Consider the following 20,549-nt stretch of genomic DNA (forward strand, 5'->3'; position numbering starts at 1 on the left):
GTTGTATAAACAAACTATCTTGATTGTTGATGATGAACCGAGAACCAGACAAGGACTCAAGAAGACATTGGATACTTGGGCAAACGGAGAATATCAGATTATCACGGCCGCAAATGGGGAAGAAACAATCGGAATCATGGGCCAGCAAAAGGTTGATATCCTATTAACAGACATTCGTATGCCAGAAATGACCGGTTTAGAGCTGCTAAAAGTAATCAAAGAGCGAAATATGTCACCTGTTATCATTGTTATATCCGCTTATTCCGAGTTCGAGTATGCCCATGAAGCTCTTCGGTTGGGAGTTATTAACTATTTATTAAAGCCGATTAGCAAGAAGACGCTCATTGAAGCAGTAGAGGATGCCTTAAAGACTGTGGAAAAACAACAGCGTGCAGGTATGATTGAAAAAGTGGTCGATAACAAACTCGTTGATGTGAGTGCCCAAAATCCGTCCAATCGGATACCAATCCGTGAAGCGCTCGATTATATAAATAATAATCTTAAAAATGACTTAACCCAAAAGGAAGTTGCGGACCATGTTCACTTAAATCCAAGTTACTTAAGTGTCTTATTTAAAGAACATGTCAAACTGACATTCAGTGAATATGTCACTAGGCGGAGGATTCAGCGGGCAAAGGAATTATTGATGTCTACTAATCTTCCTATTGTCGATATTGCTGAGGAATCCGGATACAAAACGGCTAAATATTTTATTAAGATTTTCAAGGAGATTGAAGGAGAAACACCTAGTGCGTATCGTAAAAACAATAATGATAAGACATATTAAAAATTTTTCCTAGTCTTTGTGACCTATTTAACACGATCAAACTACTAACCTGATGTAAACTATCAAAATAGAAGGTCATAGGGGGATTCACATTTGTTTAAAAGGAAAACAACTTCAGCCTTGATTTCCTTGGTTTTACTTGCTGCATTAGCACTGGCTGGCTGTTCGTCAGCCAGTACGTCTGGCATGGAAAGTACTTCAAGCGGCGACAACAAAGTAATTAAGTTTATGCATATATGGCCGGAAGGCAGCTCACAGACCCAATTTTCGATCGTGAAAACTATCATTAGGGATTACGAAAAACAACATCCAAATGTAACAATTGAAACCGAAATTTTAAATTCTGATCAATACAGAGACAAGCTTAAAGTTTTAGCGACAGCGAATGAATTACCTGACATTGGGATGACATGGTCAGATGGGTTTATTAAACCATACGTAAAAGGTGGTATGTTAGAACCATTAGACGATATCGTTAATAAAGATCCAGCGCTTAAAGATGCCTTCATCCCTGGTGTAAAGGAATCGTACGCTGTTAATGGAAAAACCTATGGCTTGCCATTAGAATTGAACACTTCATATATTTTTTACAATAAGGAAATTTTCAAGAAATATAGCCTTGAAGTTCCAAAAACATTTGAAGAGTATGAAAATGTCGTGAAAACATTAGCGGAAAATGGAGTAATCCCTGCTACAGTTGGAGCGAAGGACGGCTGGCCAGCATCTTTCTGGTTTATGTATCTCGCAGACCGCATTGGCGGACCAACTATCTTAACCGACGTGATTCACGGAAAAGCAAAAATGGATGACCCTGCTATTTTAAAAGCAGCACAAGAAGTTCAACACTTAGTGGATATGGGCGGTTTTGTAAAAGGGGCAAGTACATTATCATATGAAGATGCCGCAGCGTATTTCATGTATGAAAAAGCTGCCATGTTCCTTACAGGACTTTGGCAATTACCGGCCTTTACAACAAGTCCTGATGTCCCACAAGCGTTTAAAGACAAAGTTGGTTACTTCAAATTCCCTCTATATGAAGGCGGTAAAGGGACAGATATCAACAGTTATGTAGGGGGACCTGGTGTAGGGTTATTTGTAGCGAAAGATTCCAAGGTAAAAAAAGAAGCAAAAGATTTTGTTGGATACTTTTTAAAAGAATGGGGAAAAAAATCGGTTACGGACGCAGGTGTCATTCCAGCAACAAAAGTGGACACATCCCAACTCAAACTTTCCCCAATGTACATGGATATCTTAAAGGATTTAAACAAAGCATCCAATGTTACTACCTATTTCGATACTCAAGCAAGCCCGGCTGTATCCGATTTACACCATGAATTACTTACGGCTTTATTCGGAAAACAAGTAACCCCGAATGAGTTTGTTAACCGACAGGCAGATGCTCTAGTTGAGCAACAACAGAAATAAGTATGAGTTTCATAGGCTTCCAGTTATTTTTAGCTGGGAGCTTTTTTAAGAGATAGGTAAGTTAAAACTACTTTTTTCCCTATTTAAGGCGATTACGCTTTCTTATGAAAGGGTTTTCTAAAAAAAGTGGTATTTTTCCTAATCATAGTGCCCTTTTTTGAGAAGGGTGAGAATGATAAAGTATAAATGTAAATATACACTTTTAAAGTTATAGGGGGAATGACAAGTGTTTAAAAAGAAAACGGTTGCAATCTTGATGTCGTTGGTCATGCTTGCTGCATTAGCTCTTGCAGGCTGTTCATCATCAAGTTCGAGCAAAGAAGAAAGCGCTTCATCTGGCGGTAAGAAAGTCATTAAATTTATGCATTTATGGCCGGAGGGCAGTTCAAATGCACAATTCTCCATTGTAAAAAATATCATCAGTGATTATGAAAAACAACATCCAAATGTAAAAATTGAAACAGAAATTTTAAACCCTGATCAATACAGAGACAAGCTTAAAGTTTTAGCTTCATCTAATGAATTGCCTGACATTGGGATGACTTGGTCAGATGGCTTTATCAAACCTTATGTAGAAGGTGATATGTTAGAGCCACTAGATGATGTCGTAAATAACGATTCAGAACTAAAAGATGCTTTCATCCCTGGTGTAAAAGAATCCTATGCAGTAGATGGCAAAACGTATGGCCTTCCACTAGAATTAAATATTTCATACGTGTTCTACAACAAAGAAATTTTCAAGAAATATAACCTTGAAGTTCCAAAGACTTTTGAAGAATATAAAAATGTCGTGAAAACATTAGCAAAAAATGGTGTTATCCCTGCAACTGTAGGAGCTAAAGATGGATGGCCAGCATCATTCTGGTTTATGTATCTTGCAGACCGCATCGGCGGACAAACTATTTTAACAGATGTTATTCATGGAAAAGCTAAAATGACTGATCCAGCTATTGTAAAGGCAGCACAAGAGGTACAAAATCTTTCAGATATGGGCGGTTTTGTTAAAGGTGCGAGCGCTTTATCTAACGACGATGCAAAAGGTTATTTCATGAATGAAAAAGCAGCGATGTTCCTTACAGCTACTTGGGAGCTGCCAAACTATACAACAAGTCCTGATGTGAAACAAGAATTTAAAGATAAGATTGGCTATTTTAAATTCCCAACTTATGAAGGCGGAAAAGGGACTGATATCAACAGCTATGTTGGTGGACCAGGTGTAGGTTTATTCGTAGCGAAAGATTCTAAAGTGAAGAAAGAAGCTAAAGATTTCGTTGGCTATTTAGTAAAAGAGTGGGGTAAGAAATCAGTTACAGATGCAGGTGTTATTCCAGCAACGAAAGTGGATACATCTAACTTGAAACTTTCTCCAATGTATATTGATATCTTGAAGGATTTGAGTGAAGCATCTAATGTTACAACTTATTTTGATACCCAATCCAGCCCGGCTGTTTCCGAGTTACACCATGATTTAATGACAGCTCTATTCGGAAAACAAATTACACCGAAAGATTTTGCTAAACAACAAGCAGATGCACTTGCTGACGAACAAAAGTAACTTATTAAAGGATTCTCTTAGAGGATGTTTCCAAAGGTATCACTTTTGGGAATATCCTCTTTTTGGTGATTCGTAAACATCTTGCTCGTAGAGAGGTTTAATAAATTTGAGTCTCAATCTTTTGAAAGTACCGATAGGAAAGACTATGAAGAACTTATGCTGAAACTTTGGGCTACAGAAAACTATCGTTTTCAGAACCGGATTAAGGGAGACTAATCGCTGATACGCTTTGCTTGCCAGCGAAAAATCTCCTTATACCAGGCCTGATCATGGCCCTTCCGCTTTTCTAGAATTGTCCAGCTCCAGGCGCCATCGGCTCGAGGTCACAAGCTTATCCAGTTGCGGCTCCTTGGGACTCGAAGCCTAAGCCACCCCCTGAAGAAGGCAAAAAGCGCCTTCTTGCAGTGTGCGTCTTAGTCTAGAGTCCCAGGGCAGTCGCCTCCACATTTAGGTCAATCCGTCCAAAAGGTTAAAGTACAACCTTTCGGCCGGCTCGTCTTGTGCTTGTCGCCGATAGACGGGCGTCGTTGCGCTTTTCTTAAAGATAAAGAAGTATAAACTTTGAAAATTGTCTAGCTCCAGCGCCTAGGGTCTCGGGGTCATAAGCCAATCCGTCAAGAAGGCTAAAGAACAGCCTTCTCGCCGGCTCGTCTTATGCCTGTCGCCCCTGTTCAAGGCGCTTCCGCTTTTCCTATGAAAGGGCTTTCTAAAAATAGTGGTATTTTTCCTAATCGTAGTGACCTGTTTTCTGATTTCTCAGAATGCTAAACTATGAATGTAGACAAACAACAAACAACATAATAGATTGGGAGGAACAAATAGTGTTTACTAAGAAAACAATTTCAGTATTAATGTCCTTAGTTATGCTTATTGCATTGGCGCTTGCCGGATGTAGTTCAAGTTCGGCTAGTAAAGAAAGCGCTTCAGCGGGCGGTAAAAAAGTCATTAAATTTATGCATTTATGGCCAGAGGGCAGTTCAAATGCCCAATTCTCCATTGTGAAAAATATTATTAGTGATTATGAAAAACAACATCCAGATGTAAAAATTGAAACAGAAATTTTAAACCCTGATCAATACAGAGACAAGCTTAAAGTTTTAGCTTCATCTAATGAATTGCCTGACGTTGGAATGACTTGGTCAGATGGCTTTATCAAACCTTATGTTGATGGTGGCATGTTAGAGCCATTAGATGATGTGGTTAATAAAGATCCAGAGCTAAAAGATGCTTTTATCCCTGGTGTAAAAGAATCCTATGCAGTAGATGGCAAAACGTATGGCCTTCCACTGGAGTTGAATATTTCTTACGTGTTCTACAACAAAGAAATTTTCAAGAAATATAACCTTGAAGTTCCAAAAACTTTTGAAGAATATAAAAATGTCGTGAAAACATTAGCGAAAAATGGAGTTATCCCTGCAACTGTAGGAGCTAAAGATGGATGGCCAGCATCATTCTGGTTTATGTATCTCGCAGACCGTATCGGCGGACCTACTATTTTAACAGATGCAATTCATGGAAAAGCCAAATTGACCGATCCAGCAGTTGTTAAGGCAGCACAAGAAGTTCAAAACCTAGTAGATATGGGCGGTTTTGTAAAAGGTGCAAGCGCTTTATCCAATGATGATGCAAAAGGTTATTTCATGAATGAAAAAGCAGCGATGTTCCTAACCGCAACTTGGGAATTACCGAACTATACAACAAGCCCTGATGTGAAACAAGAATTCAAAGATAAGATTGGCTATTTCAAATTCCCAACTTATGAAGGCGGAAAAGGGACAGATATCAACAGCTATGTTGGTGGTCCTGGTGTAGGTTTATTCGTAGCAAAAGATTCAAAAGTGAAAAAAGAAGCTAAAGATTTCGTTGGCTATTTAGTAAAAGAGTGGGGTAAAAAATCAGTAACAGATGCTGGTGTTATTCCTGCAACAAAGGTTGACACATCTAACTTAAAACTAGCTCCAATGTACATTGATATCTTAAAGGATTTAAGTGAAGCATCTAATGTTACGACTTACTTCGACACGCAAGCCAGCCCTGCTGTATCCGAATTACACCATGATTTAGTTACAGCTTTATTCGGAAAACAAATTACGCCGAAAGATTTTGTTAAACAACAAGCAGATGCACTTGCTAAAGAACAAAAGTAATTAATCGTGATTTTAGTCTCTTAAGGATAGAGGGCATGGTTATACGCCCTCTATCCTTAGACTATCCAGCTTCAGCGCCTGGGGGTTCTAGTCTAGACCATTCGTCAAGAAGGATCGTCTTAAGCCCGTAACCCCTGAACGAGGCGCTTACGCTTTTAATTGAAGGGAGTATAGAAAATGAAAAACGTAATGTCAAACAAGTTAGCCATAAGCCTCTACGTACTTCCTGCCTTACTGCTTATTCTTTTCTTGATTTATATCCCAATAGTTCAAACAGGTTATTATGGTTTAATGGACTGGAACGGCATCGGGAAGATGAAATTTATAGGTTTAGAAAACTACAAAAATCTAATCCATGACAAAATGTTTTGGACGAGTACATGGCATTCCTTATTACTTGGTATTTTCTCAGCAATAAGCTTGGTTGGTTACTTAATTTTGTCGTTAATCTTAGCAAGTAAGATAAAGGGCGCCAACTTTTTAAGAAAGATCTATCTCATCCCAATGTTATTATCTTCTGTTGCGATCGCACAGTTATGGGCGAAGATTTTTGACCCATCTAACGGAATGATCAATAGATTGTTAATGTCGTTTGGTGTGGAAAATCCACCGCTTTGGTTGGCTGATTCGAATATCGTATTATATGCTCTATTTATTCCAATTGTTTGGCAATATGCTGGTTTTTATATCATTATCTTCTATGCGGCATTAAAGAATGTTCCGGAAGAACTGATTGAAGCAGCAAAAATTGATGGAGCCACGGCTTTTCAAATTGCTTATAAGATTAAAGTTCCTCTAATTGCAGGAGTCATTAAAGTAATGGTCATTTTAGCCATTGTTGGTTCATTAAAGTATTTTGATTTAATTTTCGTGTTGACTGGCGGCGGCCCTAACCATGCAAGTGAGGTTATGGCATCCTATATGTATACAGAAGCATTCACAAAATATAATTTTGGTTACGGAAGTGCGATCGGGTTCGGTTTACTTGTGATCTGTATGCTGATGACCTGGTTAATTCAAAAACTGCTATCTACTAAAGATGTGGATTATTAAAAAAGGGGAGTGAATAAGATGAGCAAAGTGGCATATGAAAGACAAACACATTCGACCCTATCTGCTTCATATAAAACTAGTAATACGTTAGGGAAAAAAATTGGCTATGGAATTCTCTATTTTATTTTGGGAATCATTGCTATTATCCAGATCTATCCGCTGATTTGGTTATTCCTTTTTTCTTTAAAAACCAATCAAGAGGTCTTTGGAATGTCCCCATTCTCATTGCCTCAACATCCACAATGGGGCAACTATCTAAAGGCTTGGACTGCCGGACATATTGATGCTTACTTTTTAAATAGTGTGGTTTACACCGTTGTAGCTGTGGTTTTAACTGTTATTCTAGCTAGCTTTGTGACATTCGCCATTACAAGAATGCAATGGAAACTTAGCGGGTTAGTTCTAGGGTTGTTTATGGCGGGATATATGATTCCTCTCCACTCAACACTAATTCCATTATTTAATACCTTTAAAACAGTCCATTTAATCGATAATCCTATTTCTGTCATTTTATCTTATGTAGCGTTCAACTTACCAATTACCATTATGATCTTAAGCGGATTTTACAAATCTCTGCCGCGGGAAGTGGAAGAGGCAGCGGTTATTGATGGCTGTTCGATTCATCGGATCTTTTTCCAAATTACATTGCCAATGACCGTACCAGTACTTTCAACAACAGTTATCATTAACATGATCTACAACTGGAACGAATTCGTGTTTGTTAATACGTTCCTAAGCTCTGATAAATGGAAGACGATCACGGTTGGGGTTAATAACTTTGTAGGACAATATTTAACTGATTGGGGCGCGATTGGTGCAACCTTAATGATTAGTATTATCCCAGTTCTAATCGCTTTCTTTGTTCTTAGTGATCGAATTGTAGAAGGTATTGCTGCTGGATCTGTTAAAGGATAATTAAAACATCCTACTTTATGCCGTGAAGCGCTTAGCAGTCTTATAGAAAAACATAATCATACAGAAGAATATCGCAGATAATAGTCACTTGCTTTTCTAAGTATAGAAAAATGAGTGACTATTTTTATTTTAATTTTGAGGTTAATTCCTATACTTATTTAAATAAAACAGAAAGTTTGTTGGGTACACAAGCAAAATTATAAAAATTATAATGTTGTCTGTAAGAATAATTAATTTTTTCTAACAACTCGTAATAAACAAAATTTTTATTGGAAAAGAAGTATGTATAGTTCGAATGAAGATTTAATTTAAAGAATCATTAATTATTCCAAAAATCAGGAGGTATTGATACGAATGAAAAAGACCGTCTATATAACAGGCGCAGACAGAGGGCTGGGGCTTGCTTTGACAAAGGTTTTCCTTGAATCCAATTTTAAAGTTTTTGCCGGAAGATTTATGTCTGCTTGGCCGGAGCTTGATGAATTAAAAAAGGAGTATGGTGAGGATTTAGACATTCTTTCATTAGATGTTACCAATCAAAAATCAGTCGATGCTGCTGCTGATTACATAAAAGAACAGGCTGGACATTTAGATATTCTGATTAATAACGCAGGGATTCTCAAAGATCGGTCTGAGGATATATTTGGAGAGTTTTATTACGAAGATATGATGAAACTGATTGATACCAATACATTTGGACCATTGCGTGTCTCCAAGTCTGTTGTTCCATTGCTAATAAAAGGAAATAGCAAAATTCTTGCCAATATCTCATCAGAAGCGGCAAGTTTAGCTGATTCTTGGAGAAAGAAGGAGTATGGCTATTGTATGTCAAAGACGGCTTTAAACATGCAATTAACGATCTTACAAAATCATTTAAAAGAGTTCGGGATCAAAGTTATAGCATTCCATCCGGGTTATGTCAGGTCGTATATTTTTGGTGAATTCAATCCGGATGCAACGATTGATGCCAGCGAATCTGCAACGGGAATTATAAACCAAATATTAAAGTCACCATCCATTGAGGAACATATGTTCATTGATTATCAAGGGAATCAAATGAACTGGTAAGAAGGAAGCAGGATGGTAAAAATAGTCGCGTTACTAGGAGATGTGTTGTCATACAGCAAGTTATTTTACTACCAAACCTGCTGTTTTCGCTATCGGTTTTTGATATTTCTAAATAGTCAAAAAATATAGACAAAAACTTAAACATGACTATAATTAGATTATGTGATGAAATGGTAACGGTTACATAAACATATCTAGTAATTTAGTCAACTAATTTCTTATTAAAGGAGATGCTGGGATGTTTAAAGGGAATGTTTTATCTCAAAATGATATTGAACAATTCATTGAATTAGGATGGGTTAAAGTCCCTCAAGCTTTTGAGCGAAAGGCCGCATTAAAGGCACAGGATTACCTGTGGGAACAGCTGGAAAAAAGAGGGGTTGAAAGATTGGATCGGACAACCTGGTCTGAGCCCATGCTCCGATTGAATGAAAATTACGATACGGAGGATTTCCGTACGTGTGATAGTGAAAGACTCTCCGATGCCATAGAGGATTTAGTAGGAACAGGTCGCTGGGTCGGCCGTGGCGTACCAAATCGCTGGGGATGGTGGCCAGTTAATTTTTCGGAAGGTTCCCATCAGGAATGGGATGTTCCAACTAATGGATGGCATTGGGATGGGATCCATTTTAAACATCACGTTGATAGCCCTGATCAAGGTCTGCTTTGTTTATGTGTTTTCTCGGATATTGGCCCCCGGGGTGGCGGGACATTAGTGGCAGAGGGCTCACATAAAGTGATCGCCCGATACTTGGCTGAGCAGCAAAATGGTGTTATTCTCGAGGATGGAATCCAAGATGTGAACAAAGCTCATCAATGGTTTGGCATGCTTACAGGTCTAGAAGGGACAAACTCTTCTGCAAGTCAGGATACGAACCGAATTGATTACTTTATGAATCAAACCGTTAAGGCTGATGGGGCAAACCTTAGAGTAGTGGAAACGACTGCAGAAGCGGGTGATGTCTACCTTTGTCATCCTTTTCTCTACCATGCCTCTTCTCAAAATCATTCAGGAATTCCACGTTTTATGTGCAATCGGACAACTCCGTTAGGGGAGAGATTAAACTTAAGAAGAATAAATGAGGCAGATTATTCCCCTCTAGAATTTAGTATTCGGAAGGCCTTGTAAAATCAGTAAAAAGCCCGATTATGTGGTATCCTATCCAATTAATCGGGCTATTTTTCTGTATTTGAAGTCTTTTACTCTATTATACTAAGTAATAGAAAAAGCTGGCTCAATTAATGTGAGCCAGCTGTCAACTTATTTATTTATCTCCATAGGGATCAATTGTTTGAATTGTTCCATCCTCATTATATTTTAGTTCAGTATATTTTACAGAGCGTTTATGGTTCACTCCATCTGATAACGAACAATCGTGATAGAACAAATACCACTTTTCTTTAAACTGAACAATCGAATGATGGGTTGTCCAGCCAATAACAGGGGTAAGAATTGTGCCTTTGAACACGAATGGACCCTGTGGATTTTCACTTACAGCATAAACAATTTTATGAGTTGTACCCGTGGAATAGGATAGATAGTAAAGCCCCTTATATTTATGAACCCATGGTCCTTCAAAATATCTTCGATCTTCGTCACTTGCCAAAATTGGATTCCCATTTTCATCAACAATTGAAATTTCCTGCGGTTCGTTTTTAAAAGTAAGCATATCGTTGCTTAATTCAGCTACTCTTGGACCTAGTGCAGGTTCTGTGGGAGCTGGGCCTTCCGCATCAGGTTTAAATGATCCAGTTTGCCATTTTTCTAGCTGTCCACCCCAAAGACCGCCAAAATAAACATAGGCTTTGTCATCTGTATCCACTAGAACAGCAGGGTCTATGCTGAAGCTGCCTGGAATGTAATTTTCTTCTGGTGTAAAAGGTCCTGCTGGATTTGAGCTTGTTGCGACGCCAATTCTGAAAATACCATCTTTATCTCTTGCTGGGAAAAATAAATAATAGGTGTTATTCTTGTAAGCAGTGTCGGGTGCCCAAAGCTGTTTACTTGCCCAAGGAATATCTCTTAAGTGAAGCGCTTCTCCGTGGTCTACACATGGTGCGTTTACATCATCCATGGATAAAACATGGTAATCTTCCATCGCATACTGGTCGCCATTATCATTTGAAGGTCTATCATGATCAAGGTCATGAGAAGGATAAATATAAAGCTTTCCTTCAAAGAAATGTGCAGAAGGATCTGCTGTAAAAATGTGAGTAACTAAAGGTTCATTAGGTTTTGAGTTTTTTACCATAATATCTCTCCATTACTGGTTTATTTATTCAACAAATCTATTATATCTAAAAGGATGGTACTTTGTATATCCGGACAACTAACTTTTTTGTATGTATATTAGAAATAAATGTCTCAGTAAAGATTGGAAAGGATATAAGTTTGTTTCCATTCTTGAAACGTATTTGTGCAAATGCACAAATATATTTGTTGCATCGACTATACCAAAATGACAGTCGATAGATTAATATACTTTTAAGAAAACGCTTCACATAAAGTGCTTATGGTTTTGCTAATCGATATCAGGTCATGCATTAGCAAAAATATTGCACCCGACATGGATGTTTTTTATAGATAGGAAAGGGGGGAGGAAACTTGGACAAAGACTTTGTCATCGTATTAGCTCCAGATTCATTTAAAGAAAGTATGACAGCAAAAGAAGCATGCGAGGCAATGGAAAGAGGAATTAAAAAAGTAAATAATCAGATTACGTGTATTCAAGTTCCAATGGCGGATGGTGGAGAGGGCACGATGCAATCTCTGGTTGATGCTACTGGCGGTAAAATATATACGGTAAAGGTTATAGGTCCTCTTGGAAATGAAGTGAAAGCCCCCTATGGGATTTTAGGAGATGGTAAAACTGGTATCATTGAAATGGCTAGTGCAAGTGGAATTCATTTAGTACGAAAAGAGGATAGGAATCCGCTTGTTACCACCACTTATGGTACGGGTCAATTAATAAAAGCCTGTTTAGATCAGGGGATAAATAAACTATTAATTGGTATCGGTGGAAGCGCTACAAATGATGGTGGAGCTGGAGTAATACAGGCTTTAGGCGGGAAACTGTTAGATGAATATGGAGAAGAGTTGGGTTTCGGTGGAGGAGAGTTAGGCCGCTTGGCAAGAATCGATCTTAGCAATTTTGATCCGCGTATAAAAGATATTTCAGTTGAGGTAGCTTGTGATGTCAATAATCCACTTTGTGGAGAACACGGGGCATCCGTTGTGTTTGGACCACAAAAGGGTGCCACACCAGAAATAGTTGAACAATTAGATAAAAACTTTATTAATTATGCAAATGTAATTAAAGCAGAATTTAATATCGATATCGTCGACGTACCTGGCGCCGGAGCAGCAGGGGGATTAGGTGCTGGACTGATGGTGTTCTTAAATGGAACCTTAAAAAAAGGCATTGATATTGTGATTGAATATACATCGCTAGAAGATAGAGTCAAGGATGCGGATATGGTCTGGACTGGTGAAGGCAGTATTGATTTCCAAACCAAATTTGGAAAAACTCCTTATGGGGTTGCTCTGGTTGCTAAGAAGTATAATAAGCCTGTAGTGGCATTCACCGGAAGCCTTGGCGAAAGTATTGATTCATTATATGAGAAGATTGATTCAATGTTCAGTATTATGCAAGGTGTTACTTCACTAGAAGAAGCATTGGCAAATGGTCAGCAAAATCTTCAAAGAACCTCTGAAAATGCTGTAAAACTGATGAATTTAGTGAGGTAAATGAGAGCAAAATTAAGTCGATAAAATGAGTTCTGACCTATTTATTAAATAGTTTAACAGGATTAAACTAATAGTAAATGGCTGGTTAGAAAAGGTGATGTAATGAAATTATCGAAGCCAATAGCTGAGAAGGTCACAAAAGAGATGATGAAAATCATCCCCTACAATATTAATCTGATGGATGAAAAAGGGATTATTATTGGGAGTGGAGATAAGAAACGGATAGGATCTTTACATAAGGGGGCATCAAAGGTAATTGTCCAAAAAAGCATCAATGAGATTTATACCGAAGGCGATGGGATGAAGCCTGGTGTCAATGAACCTATTGTTATAAACGGTGAGATTATTGGGGTAATTGGGATTACAGGGCATCCTGATGAAGTGCGACCCTTTAGTAAGCTTGTTGGGGCAACCGCAAAACTTCTAATCGAACAGGAAACCATAAATAAGAAAGCACAGAATGACAGAATCAAGCGCGAGATATTTTATCATGAATTATCACATCGAAAAAAAAGCTACGATGATGGATTTATACAACAAGGAAAAATGTATGGAATTGATCTTACAAGGAAAAGTCAAGTCTTATTGATTAAAGGAAATTTTAATTCAAAAGAAATTAAGACGTTTTTTGATCAGTTTAGACATTTTTCAACCTTGGACAATAGCAGAATGGTCTTATTTATCACCGAATTTAGCAGCTTTGAGGAAGTAATGACTAATTTATTAGGCAGAAATGAAATAGAAAAAGTAGCGATAGGTGAAAAGGAGGAATTTGCCTCCATATCACTGGAACAGGCTGCTGCTGCATTGACAGTGGGTGTGAAAATAAAACCCTCTGAAAAGGTTTATTATTATCATCATTTAAGGTTATTTATAGATCTCGCTTCCGATTACAAGGATGATAATCGGTCCGTCTTATCGGTTTTAGAAGGTTTAGGAAACAATCAGGAGCTTTTCCATACATTGCAAATATATGTGGAAGAAAATGGTGACATTAATCAAATAACTAAAAAACTGAAAATTCACAGAAATACATTAAACTATAGATTAGAAAAAATAAGTAATCTCACAGGGAAGAATCCCAAAGTGATACTGGAATTATTTGAATTAATATGTTCAATTATTTGGTATAAGTGAAAAAGTGAAGTGTTGGGTAACTCTAGTTATTTAAATGGATATCTGCCGATATATCTATCACAAAGATGAGAGAGAGGAGAAGAAAGCTTCTTTATGATTACTTTGTTTGTATGCAGGACAAACAAAGGTATTGTTTGGGTTCACGCTCCATGCTATCTATAGATGATTGATTACAAAAGGAGGATTAGAAATGAGTACAAATCTTGCTGAAAAAATAACAGTACTGCCAACAAGAAAAATTAGAATGAAGGAAAAAATCGGATATGCCACTGGGGATTTAGCTTGTAACTTCATTTATCAAACAGTAAGTAGTTATCTATTATTCTTCTATACTGATGTATTTGGAATTTCAGCCGCAGCCGCAGGGTTTATGTTTCTGATTGTTCGTATGATTGATGCAGTAGCTGATCCACTTATTGGAACATTTGTTGATAAAACAAATACGAAATATGGTAGATTCCGTCCATACCTTTTATATGGTGCCTTTCCGTTTGCAGGTGTAGCGATTCTATGTTTTACCACTCCTGCGTTTTCTGATCCTATGAAACTAGTATATGCATATATTACTTATATTCTGTTATCGATCACCTATTCAGTAGTTAACATTCCTTATGCAGCTCTTACTTCAGCGATAACTCAAGATAACAAAGAGGTTGTCAGCTTAACCTCCGTCAGAATGCTGTTCTCTAACAGTGGAGGATTAATTGTTTCTTTCGGTGTGCCGCTTTTAGCCGGAATCTTTACAAATGCCACTGGAAAAACAAGTACTGGATGGCAAATTACCATGTCAATCATGGGGGTTCTTGGCGCCCTTCTATTAATTTACAGCTTCATGAATACAAAAGAACGAGTACAAATTAATCACTCTAAAGAAGCAAAAGTTAATTTTAAAGATATCTTTCTTCAATTAAAAGCCAATCGTCCGCTAGTCATCGTTTGCTTTTTCTTTATTCTTAATTTCGGTGTAAACTCAATCGTCAACTCTGTTGGAATTTATTATGTCACTTATAACGTTGCAAGACCGGATTTAGTCAAGTGGTATGGATTAATGGGAACGCTTCCTGCGCTGATCCTTATGCCATTAATGCCAATGATGTATAAATGGATGGGTAAGAAAAAGTTACTATTTACAGCTTTAGCTTTGAAGGCAATCGGCTTAATCGCATTATTTGTTATTCCTGCATCCATGGTTCCGCTTGTATTCGCAGGGCGTTTAGTTGCTGCATTAGGTACCATCACGGCAGGTGCCTTTACTTGGGCATTAATTCCCGAAACAATTGATTATGGTGAATATAAGACTGGTAAACGTGCAAGCGGTGTCATTTATGCATTAGTCGGATTCTTCTTTAAGTTTGGTATGGCCATTGGAGGTATTATTCCAGGTTTGATCTTAGCCAACTTCGGTTATGTTGCCAATCAAGCCCAAACACCAACCGCATTAAATGGTATTTTGGTTACAATGACCGCCATTCCGGCAGTATTTGTGATTATCGAGCTTGTGGCCATATACTTCTACAACTTGGATGAAAAAGAACATAAAAGAGTATTGGCTGAATTAAAGGCGAGAGGATAAATAATTTATTTTTACAATACAAAGAATTGGACACTAGTTCAACATTGAAAGGAAGGAAATACAGATGGAATTGCTTCAGGTAAGAAATAATAAAATTACGGATTCAACTGGAAATCCAATTCAACTTCGAGGAACTTGTATTGGCGGCTGGATGAATATGGAGGACTTTATTAATGGCTATACAGGAACGGAACATGCCCTCCGTCACACGGTTTCCGAAGTCATTGGAAAGGAAAAGGCAGAATTTTTATTCGACCGGCTGCTGCACTATTTCTTTGGTGAAGACGATATTGAGTTTATTAAGAGCTGGGGAGCAACTACCATTCGCATTCCTTTAAATTATCGTCATTTTGAGGATGATGAAGCACCTTTTACTTACAAAGAATCGGGATTTAACCGCTTGGATAAGATCATTGATCTCTGTGAAAAGCACGGGCTTTACGTGATTCTTGATCTTCACGCCGTGCAGGGGTTCCAAAATACCCACTGGCATTCAGATAATGATGTGCGACATAGCTTTTTCTGGCATGACAAAACGTATCAGGACAGATTTATTGCTCTGTGGGAAGAGTTTGCTCGCCGTTATAATGGGAGAGCTGTAATTGCAGGGTATAACGTCATGAATGAACCTTGTGTGAATACTCCGCACGGCGATTTTCCACACACATTCTTTGGCAATTATAAACCGGATTGGGAAAGGATGAATCGGGTCTACAGACGGGTAGTGGAAGCGATTCGAAATATCGATCCTGACCACATCATTTTCCTTGAAGGGGATAACTATTCCAAACTGTTTGATGGTTTAGAAGCTCCGTTTGCTAAAAATTTGGTCTACAGCAGTCATAATTATACGGCAGCCGGATTTGGTCCAGGACAGTACCCGGGAGTGGCCGATGCAAAAACGGCCCGCGTTGAGAGTGGCAAGTATTGGGAAAAATCTGTCCAAGAGGAAGTATTTTATAACCATGAAGGTACTAAGTTTGCAGAGAAATATGATGTTCCTCTTTGGGTGGGGGAATTTGGCTCCGTATATAATGGACCAGAACAGGAGATTCCAGATCGTTTAAGTGCCATGGATGATCAACTGTGTATCTTTGAAGAATTTGGCGCACATTGGACGACTTGGACGTATAAAGATGTTGGGGTTATGGGGTTAGTGACGCTTGACCCGAATTCAGAGTATATGCAGAAGGTTTCTTCCATTTTAAAAATGAAACTTGCATTAAATACGGATGATTGGATGATTTGGCTTCCAGGTTTTAAGGCAAGAGAATCAGTTGAGGAGTTAGCCAGCCATTTGGAAGAGGTTGTCAATCCGGAAATGTCTCATAGCTTTAATCTTTCCAGCATATCACAAGCCATTTTTACCATTTATGCGGGGGCACTAATCCAGCCAGAGTATGCGAAAATTTTTAAAGATTTATCGGAAGAAGAAATTGACATTGTAATGCAGTCATTTGCCTTTAAAAACTGTAAGATTAACGAAGGCTTACTAAATATATTAAAAAAACATACAAACGAAAAAATTCAATTGGGTAATGGTTGATTTTTGAAAAATACTTAGGTAGAGGCTGATTTTAAACGGTGATCGTAAAGACCCTTTGAAATCAGCTTTCTCTTTAAGCTTGTTTTCATAACTAGCGGAATAGATAAAAATTGACCGGTTGGAGGTAAATTGCAAATAAATTTTTCCTTTTGCAACAGAACCTTAGAATAAGTCAATAACATATCTGAAAATGTCAATGCATGGATGGTGTAACTATCTTATTATTCTAATTAACTAGAATGAAAGCGTTTTATTTTGAAATTAATTATAAAATACAGAGGAGGACGGATGTTCACCGAAAATTACACAGGATGGACAAAATATTCTACTAATTTATGGAAAAACCAAGGCTTACAAATTAACATTTTGTCCAATTTGAAATTTTTGTTTTTCTTAGAATCTTACTAACTATGACCATTTAAATTATTTGTATGATCAAAAAAGAAACTACAACAGTCAATACAAGTCAGAACTCGTAAGAGGAGGATCTATAGTGTCCAAAAGCATTATATGGTTTGAACAACCTGCAAAAGAATGGAATGAGGCACTGCCAATCGGTAACGGTCGTCTTGGCGCAATGGTTTATGGAAAAATAAGTATGGAACAGATACAATTGAACGAAGAATCTGTATGGTATGGCGGACCAAGAGACCTTAACAACCCAGATGCACTTAGTAGTATTTCTAAGATGAGAGAACTGCTTCTGAACGGAAAACGAAAGGTTATTCAATGTACAGATATTAATGAAGGAATCATTCCATTTGATACAGTACAAGATGGTGTTTATACATTAGTATGTGAACCAATTCGAGTTTAAACTGAAAGAAATCCCAAGGGACAATTACATTTTATCAACAAAAGCAGGACGTTACGGTGAGAATCTTTTCGATTTTCAAAAAAGCGAATACTTTCTAGTATTGAAGAGAGTACTTGTTAGAATTTATTTATCTCTTCACTAAGATCTATAGTAAAAATGATCCTATGGAATCTGAAACCTTAGAATATATCAAATATTTATATGAAAATATCAATGCATGGAGGGGATAAATATTTTATTATTCTAATAATAAGTTGGTAATATACTTTAGTTACATTGATCCAAGTAAAACTAGGATCAATCAGGTGATTTTGTCGCTTGTACTTCATCAAATGATTGACTCCTTTTCACTGTTTGAACTGGTAGTATTGTTGCGAAAACTGCCTGGAGTCAATCCTGTCTTTTGTTTGAATTGTCGGCAAAAATGTTCTACATTATTATATCCACAGCGAAATGCTACTTCAGCAACTGTATAGGAACCATGCATCAGATATTCTTTGGCTAGCCGGATTCGACTGCTGATGACATCATCAATGCAGGAGATCCCAAAGGTGTTTTTATAGAGTGTCTGCAAATAGCCAGGGCTTAGGTGGACATATTCAGACATTTTAGGAATTGTCCAATTATCACCAGGGTTAGTGTATATTTCAGTACGAAGATTTATAAGGTTATAATATTGCGGAGAAATCTCAGTTTGGAAGTAAGATTCCAAAAGTTTATTAAACAGAATTCTTAACAAATAATCAATTGATGATTCTTTAAAATCTTTATTAAAAGAGTGCTCGGTGACAAGCAACTGAAATAGCTTGTGGCAATAGTCCGGATCTTCCAATGAAAAAGGTATACCACGTGGAAGCATTGTTTCGGTAACATAAGGTTCATTAGACTCAAAACGCAGCCAGTTATTTATGTATGTTTCTGCACAAGCCCGATAGTATATTTTCTGATTCGGTTGAAATAATATGGCACTGTGCGCCGGGTATTCCTTGATTTCACCATTTACCCAGAAAAAAGCTGGAGTTTTTGTTATGACAAGAAGCCAGCACTCATGACCATTAGGAATATCAAAAGCAAAACTACCATTGTGAGTAGCATCAGTTTCTACATAGTAAATATTTGTCATAATTATTCTCCAATCTCCATGTTGCTTAATAAACATAGGGACAATAACTCCTCAGTGTCCCCATATAATGACAGTTTATCAATCTTAGAATATATCAATTATATTTTATTGTGTGAAAATTTCAATAACTTATATACTCTTGAGAAGTAAATTAGTGCATTTTATGTGGTTTAAGCACCCATTATTAAGATATAAGGAGTGAAGTGACGGTGAAGCAAGGATTAAATCCGTACCTTCCATCATGGGAGTATATTCCTGATGGAGAACCATATGTTTTTAACGAAAGAGTGTATGTTTATGGCTCGCATGATAGGTTTAACGGTCATGCCTTTTGCGTAAATGATTATGTGTGCTGGTCGGCACCAGTGGACAACTTAAGTGATTGGCGGTACGAAGGCGTCATTTACAAAAAAACAGATGATCCACTCAATCCTGATGGCAGAATGTGTCTTTATGCACCGGACGTCACAGTAGGTCCAGATGGTCGGTATTATCTCTATTATGTGCTTGACAAAGTCTCAGTTGTGTCGGTAGCGGTCTGTGATTTGCCGGCAGGCCATTACGAATTTTACGGTTATGTCCATTATCCAGATGGAACACGCTTGGGGGAAAAAGAGGGCGACCAGCCTCAATTCGATCCAGGGGTGTTGACCGAAGGCGGCAAAACCTATTTGTACACTGGTTTTTGTCCAGCAGGTGACAAATCAAGAAAAGGTGCAATGGCGACGGTAATTGGTCCGGATATGCTTACCATTATGGAAGACCCTGCTTTTATTGCACCAAGTGAGCCCTACAGCAAAGGCAGTGGGTATGAAGGACATGAGTTTTTTGAAGCACCGTCCATGAGGAAAAAAGGGGATACTTATTATTTTATTTACTCCTCTATTGTCATGCACGAGCTTTGCTATGCTACTAGCAAACATCCAACAGAAGGCTTTGTCTACCAGGGAGTCATCGTAAGCAATGCCGATCTTCATATCGATACTTACAAACCAGCGGACAAACCTATGTATTATGGTCACAATAACCACGGCAGCATTGTTGAAATTAATGGGAAATGGTATATCTTTTATCACAGGCATACCAACGGAACAGTATATAGCCGACAGGGTTGTATTGAACCGATTGAACTTAGAAGGGATGGCTCCATACCCCAAGTAGAGATGACATCCTGCGGGCCTAATGGGGGACCACTAGAGGGACGCGGAGAATATCCAGCCTATGTGTCATGTAATCTATTCTGCAAGGATGAGGAATTGTATTCGGGTTCTCTCGGGGCATGGATGGACGGAAGATTTCCTAAGATTACACAGGATGGAAAAGATGGGGATGAAGAATTCGGATACATCGCTAATATGAGGGACTCTGCTACAGCCGGTTTTAAATATTTCCAATGCGACGGTATTCAAAAAGTCAAAATCAAGGTGCGTGGGTATGCCCAAGGGACTTTTGAAGTCAAAACATCATGGAACGGGCCGGCCCTTGGAGAAATACCAGTTGGGTTTACGAACATATGGACAGAATATTCCGCTGATATTACCATACCGGACGGCATACAGGCGTTGTATTTTACTTATAAGGGGTTCGGTAACGCAAGTCTCGCTTCTTTTACTTTGGAATAAATATACTTATGAGCAACTAATTGACTTACTAAT

At 38.0% G+C, this 20,549-nt stretch carries 16 protein-coding genes and 1 pseudogene; 15 read left to right on the plus strand and 2 right to left on the minus strand.

Annotated features, from left to right (window positions below):
* The first annotated feature begins 1 nt into the window (after nt 1).
* The 8 genes from ACZ9EE_RS21730 (at nt 2) to ACZ9EE_RS21765 (ending at nt 10,079) form a co-directional block, all read left to right on the plus strand.
* A complete protein-coding gene (locus tag ACZ9EE_RS21730; RefSeq protein ID WP_476030466.1) occupies nt 2–787 on the plus strand; it encodes a response regulator transcription factor in 786 nt (261 codons plus the stop codon).
* Nucleotides 788–880: 93 nt separating this feature from the next.
* Nucleotides 881–2,212: an extracellular solute-binding protein gene (locus ACZ9EE_RS21735; protein WP_476030468.1), complete on the plus strand. Its 1,332-nt coding sequence runs from the start codon at nt 881–883 to the stop codon at nt 2,210–2,212.
* A 256-nt stretch (nt 2,213–2,468) separates the two neighbouring features.
* Entirely contained in the window at nt 2,469–3,767 is a 1,299-nt protein-coding gene (locus ACZ9EE_RS21740; protein WP_476033048.1) for an extracellular solute-binding protein, read from the plus strand.
* Between the two features lie 851 nt (nt 3,768–4,618).
* Nucleotides 4,619–5,914, plus strand: a complete 1,296-nt coding sequence (locus ACZ9EE_RS21745) for an extracellular solute-binding protein (RefSeq protein WP_476033049.1) — start codon at nt 4,619–4,621, stop codon at nt 5,912–5,914.
* 177 nt (nt 5,915–6,091) lie between these two features.
* Nucleotides 6,092–6,967, plus strand: a complete 876-nt coding sequence (locus tag ACZ9EE_RS21750; protein WP_476030470.1) for a carbohydrate ABC transporter permease — start codon at nt 6,092–6,094, stop codon at nt 6,965–6,967.
* A gap of 18 nt (nt 6,968–6,985) precedes the next feature.
* Nucleotides 6,986–7,882 carry a carbohydrate ABC transporter permease gene (locus ACZ9EE_RS21755; RefSeq protein WP_476030472.1) on the plus strand — a complete coding sequence of 299 codons (897 nt, stop codon included), beginning with the start codon at nt 6,986–6,988 and terminating at the stop codon, nt 7,880–7,882.
* Nucleotides 7,883–8,236: 354 nt separating this feature from the next.
* A complete protein-coding gene (locus ACZ9EE_RS21760) occupies nt 8,237–8,950 on the plus strand; it encodes an SDR family oxidoreductase (RefSeq protein ID WP_476030474.1) in 714 nt (237 codons plus the stop codon).
* 238 nt (nt 8,951–9,188) lie between these two features.
* Nucleotides 9,189–10,079, plus strand: a complete 891-nt coding sequence (locus ACZ9EE_RS21765; protein ID WP_476030476.1) for a phytanoyl-CoA dioxygenase family protein — start codon at nt 9,189–9,191, stop codon at nt 10,077–10,079.
* Between the two features lie 136 nt (nt 10,080–10,215).
* On the opposite strand, the gene ACZ9EE_RS21770 is transcribed toward ACZ9EE_RS21765, so the two are convergent.
* Complete coding sequence (locus ACZ9EE_RS21770; protein ID WP_476030478.1) at nt 10,216–11,202, minus strand: glycoside hydrolase family 43 protein; 987 nt, start codon at nt 11,200–11,202, stop codon at nt 10,216–10,218.
* Nucleotides 11,203–11,555: 353 nt separating this feature from the next.
* Here ACZ9EE_RS21770 and ACZ9EE_RS21775 point away from each other — a divergent pair, with 353 nt between their 5' ends.
* The 6 genes and pseudogenes from ACZ9EE_RS21775 to ACZ9EE_RS21800 all read left to right on the plus strand — a co-directional run.
* The gene (locus ACZ9EE_RS21775) at nt 11,556–12,698 is read left to right on the plus strand and encodes a glycerate kinase family protein (protein WP_476030480.1); all 1,143 of its coding nucleotides are present in this window, start codon (nt 11,556–11,558) and stop codon (nt 12,696–12,698) included.
* 102 nt (nt 12,699–12,800) lie between these two features.
* Nucleotides 12,801–13,835, plus strand: coding sequence for a CdaR family transcriptional regulator (locus ACZ9EE_RS21780; RefSeq protein ID WP_476030482.1), 1,035 nt, complete (start codon nt 12,801–12,803; stop codon nt 13,833–13,835).
* Nucleotides 13,836–14,025: 190 nt separating this feature from the next.
* A complete protein-coding gene (locus ACZ9EE_RS21785; RefSeq protein WP_476030484.1) occupies nt 14,026–15,408 on the plus strand; it encodes a glycoside-pentoside-hexuronide (GPH):cation symporter in 1,383 nt (460 codons plus the stop codon).
* A 64-nt stretch (nt 15,409–15,472) separates the two neighbouring features.
* Nucleotides 15,473–16,954: a glycoside hydrolase family 5 protein gene (locus ACZ9EE_RS21790; RefSeq protein WP_476030486.1), complete on the plus strand. Its 1,482-nt coding sequence runs from the start codon at nt 15,473–15,475 to the stop codon at nt 16,952–16,954.
* Between the two features lie 493 nt (nt 16,955–17,447).
* On the plus strand, nt 17,448–17,771 hold the full coding sequence (locus ACZ9EE_RS21795; protein WP_476030488.1) for a glycoside hydrolase N-terminal domain-containing protein: 324 nt from the start codon (nt 17,448–17,450) through the stop codon (nt 17,769–17,771).
* A gap of 1 nt (nt 17,772) precedes the next feature.
* Nucleotides 17,773–17,882, plus strand: a pseudogene (locus tag ACZ9EE_RS21800) (aldo/keto reductase); the annotation flags it as partial.
* A gap of 217 nt (nt 17,883–18,099) precedes the next feature.
* Here the strand turns inward: ACZ9EE_RS21800 and ACZ9EE_RS21805 are convergent.
* Nucleotides 18,100–18,930: an AraC family transcriptional regulator gene (locus ACZ9EE_RS21805; protein ID WP_476030490.1), complete on the minus strand. Its 831-nt coding sequence runs from the start codon at nt 18,928–18,930 to the stop codon at nt 18,100–18,102.
* A 167-nt stretch (nt 18,931–19,097) separates the two neighbouring features.
* Here ACZ9EE_RS21805 and ACZ9EE_RS21810 point away from each other — a divergent pair, with 167 nt between their 5' ends.
* Nucleotides 19,098–20,516: a family 43 glycosylhydrolase gene (locus ACZ9EE_RS21810; RefSeq protein WP_476030492.1), complete on the plus strand. Its 1,419-nt coding sequence runs from the start codon at nt 19,098–19,100 to the stop codon at nt 20,514–20,516.
* The last annotated feature ends 33 nt before the right edge of the window (nt 20,517–20,549 follow it).

This window comes from Bacillus sp. URHA0034, from assembly GCF_056280405.1.

Excerpts from the sequence above, each read along its gene's own strand:
- ACZ9EE_RS21780 (WP_476030482.1), top strand. The coding sequence starts at position 12,801 with ATGAAATTATCGAAGCCAATAGCTGAGAAGGTCACAAAAGAGATGATG.
- ACZ9EE_RS21770 (WP_476030478.1), bottom strand. The coding sequence starts at position 11,202 with ATGGTAAAAAACTCAAAACCTAATGAACCTTTAGTTACTCACATTTTT.
- ACZ9EE_RS21745 (WP_476033049.1), top strand. The coding sequence starts at position 4,619 with ATGTCCTTAGTTATGCTTATTGCATTGGCGCTTGCCGGATGTAGTTCA.
- ACZ9EE_RS21740 (WP_476033048.1), top strand. The coding sequence starts at position 2,469 with ATGTCGTTGGTCATGCTTGCTGCATTAGCTCTTGCAGGCTGTTCATCA.
- ACZ9EE_RS21785 (WP_476030484.1), top strand. The coding sequence starts at position 14,026 with ATGAGTACAAATCTTGCTGAAAAAATAACAGTACTGCCAACAAGAAAA.
- ACZ9EE_RS21760 (WP_476030474.1), top strand. The coding sequence starts at position 8,237 with ATGAAAAAGACCGTCTATATAACAGGCGCAGACAGAGGGCTGGGGCTT.
- ACZ9EE_RS21755 (WP_476030472.1), top strand. The coding sequence starts at position 6,986 with ATGAGCAAAGTGGCATATGAAAGACAAACACATTCGACCCTATCTGCT.
- ACZ9EE_RS21765 (WP_476030476.1), top strand. The coding sequence starts at position 9,189 with ATGTTTAAAGGGAATGTTTTATCTCAAAATGATATTGAACAATTCATT.
- ACZ9EE_RS21750 (WP_476030470.1), top strand. The coding sequence starts at position 6,092 with ATGAAAAACGTAATGTCAAACAAGTTAGCCATAAGCCTCTACGTACTT.
- ACZ9EE_RS21790 (WP_476030486.1), top strand. The coding sequence starts at position 15,473 with ATGGAATTGCTTCAGGTAAGAAATAATAAAATTACGGATTCAACTGGA.
- ACZ9EE_RS21805 (WP_476030490.1), bottom strand. The coding sequence starts at position 18,930 with ATGTTTATTAAGCAACATGGAGATTGGAGAATAATTATGACAAATATT.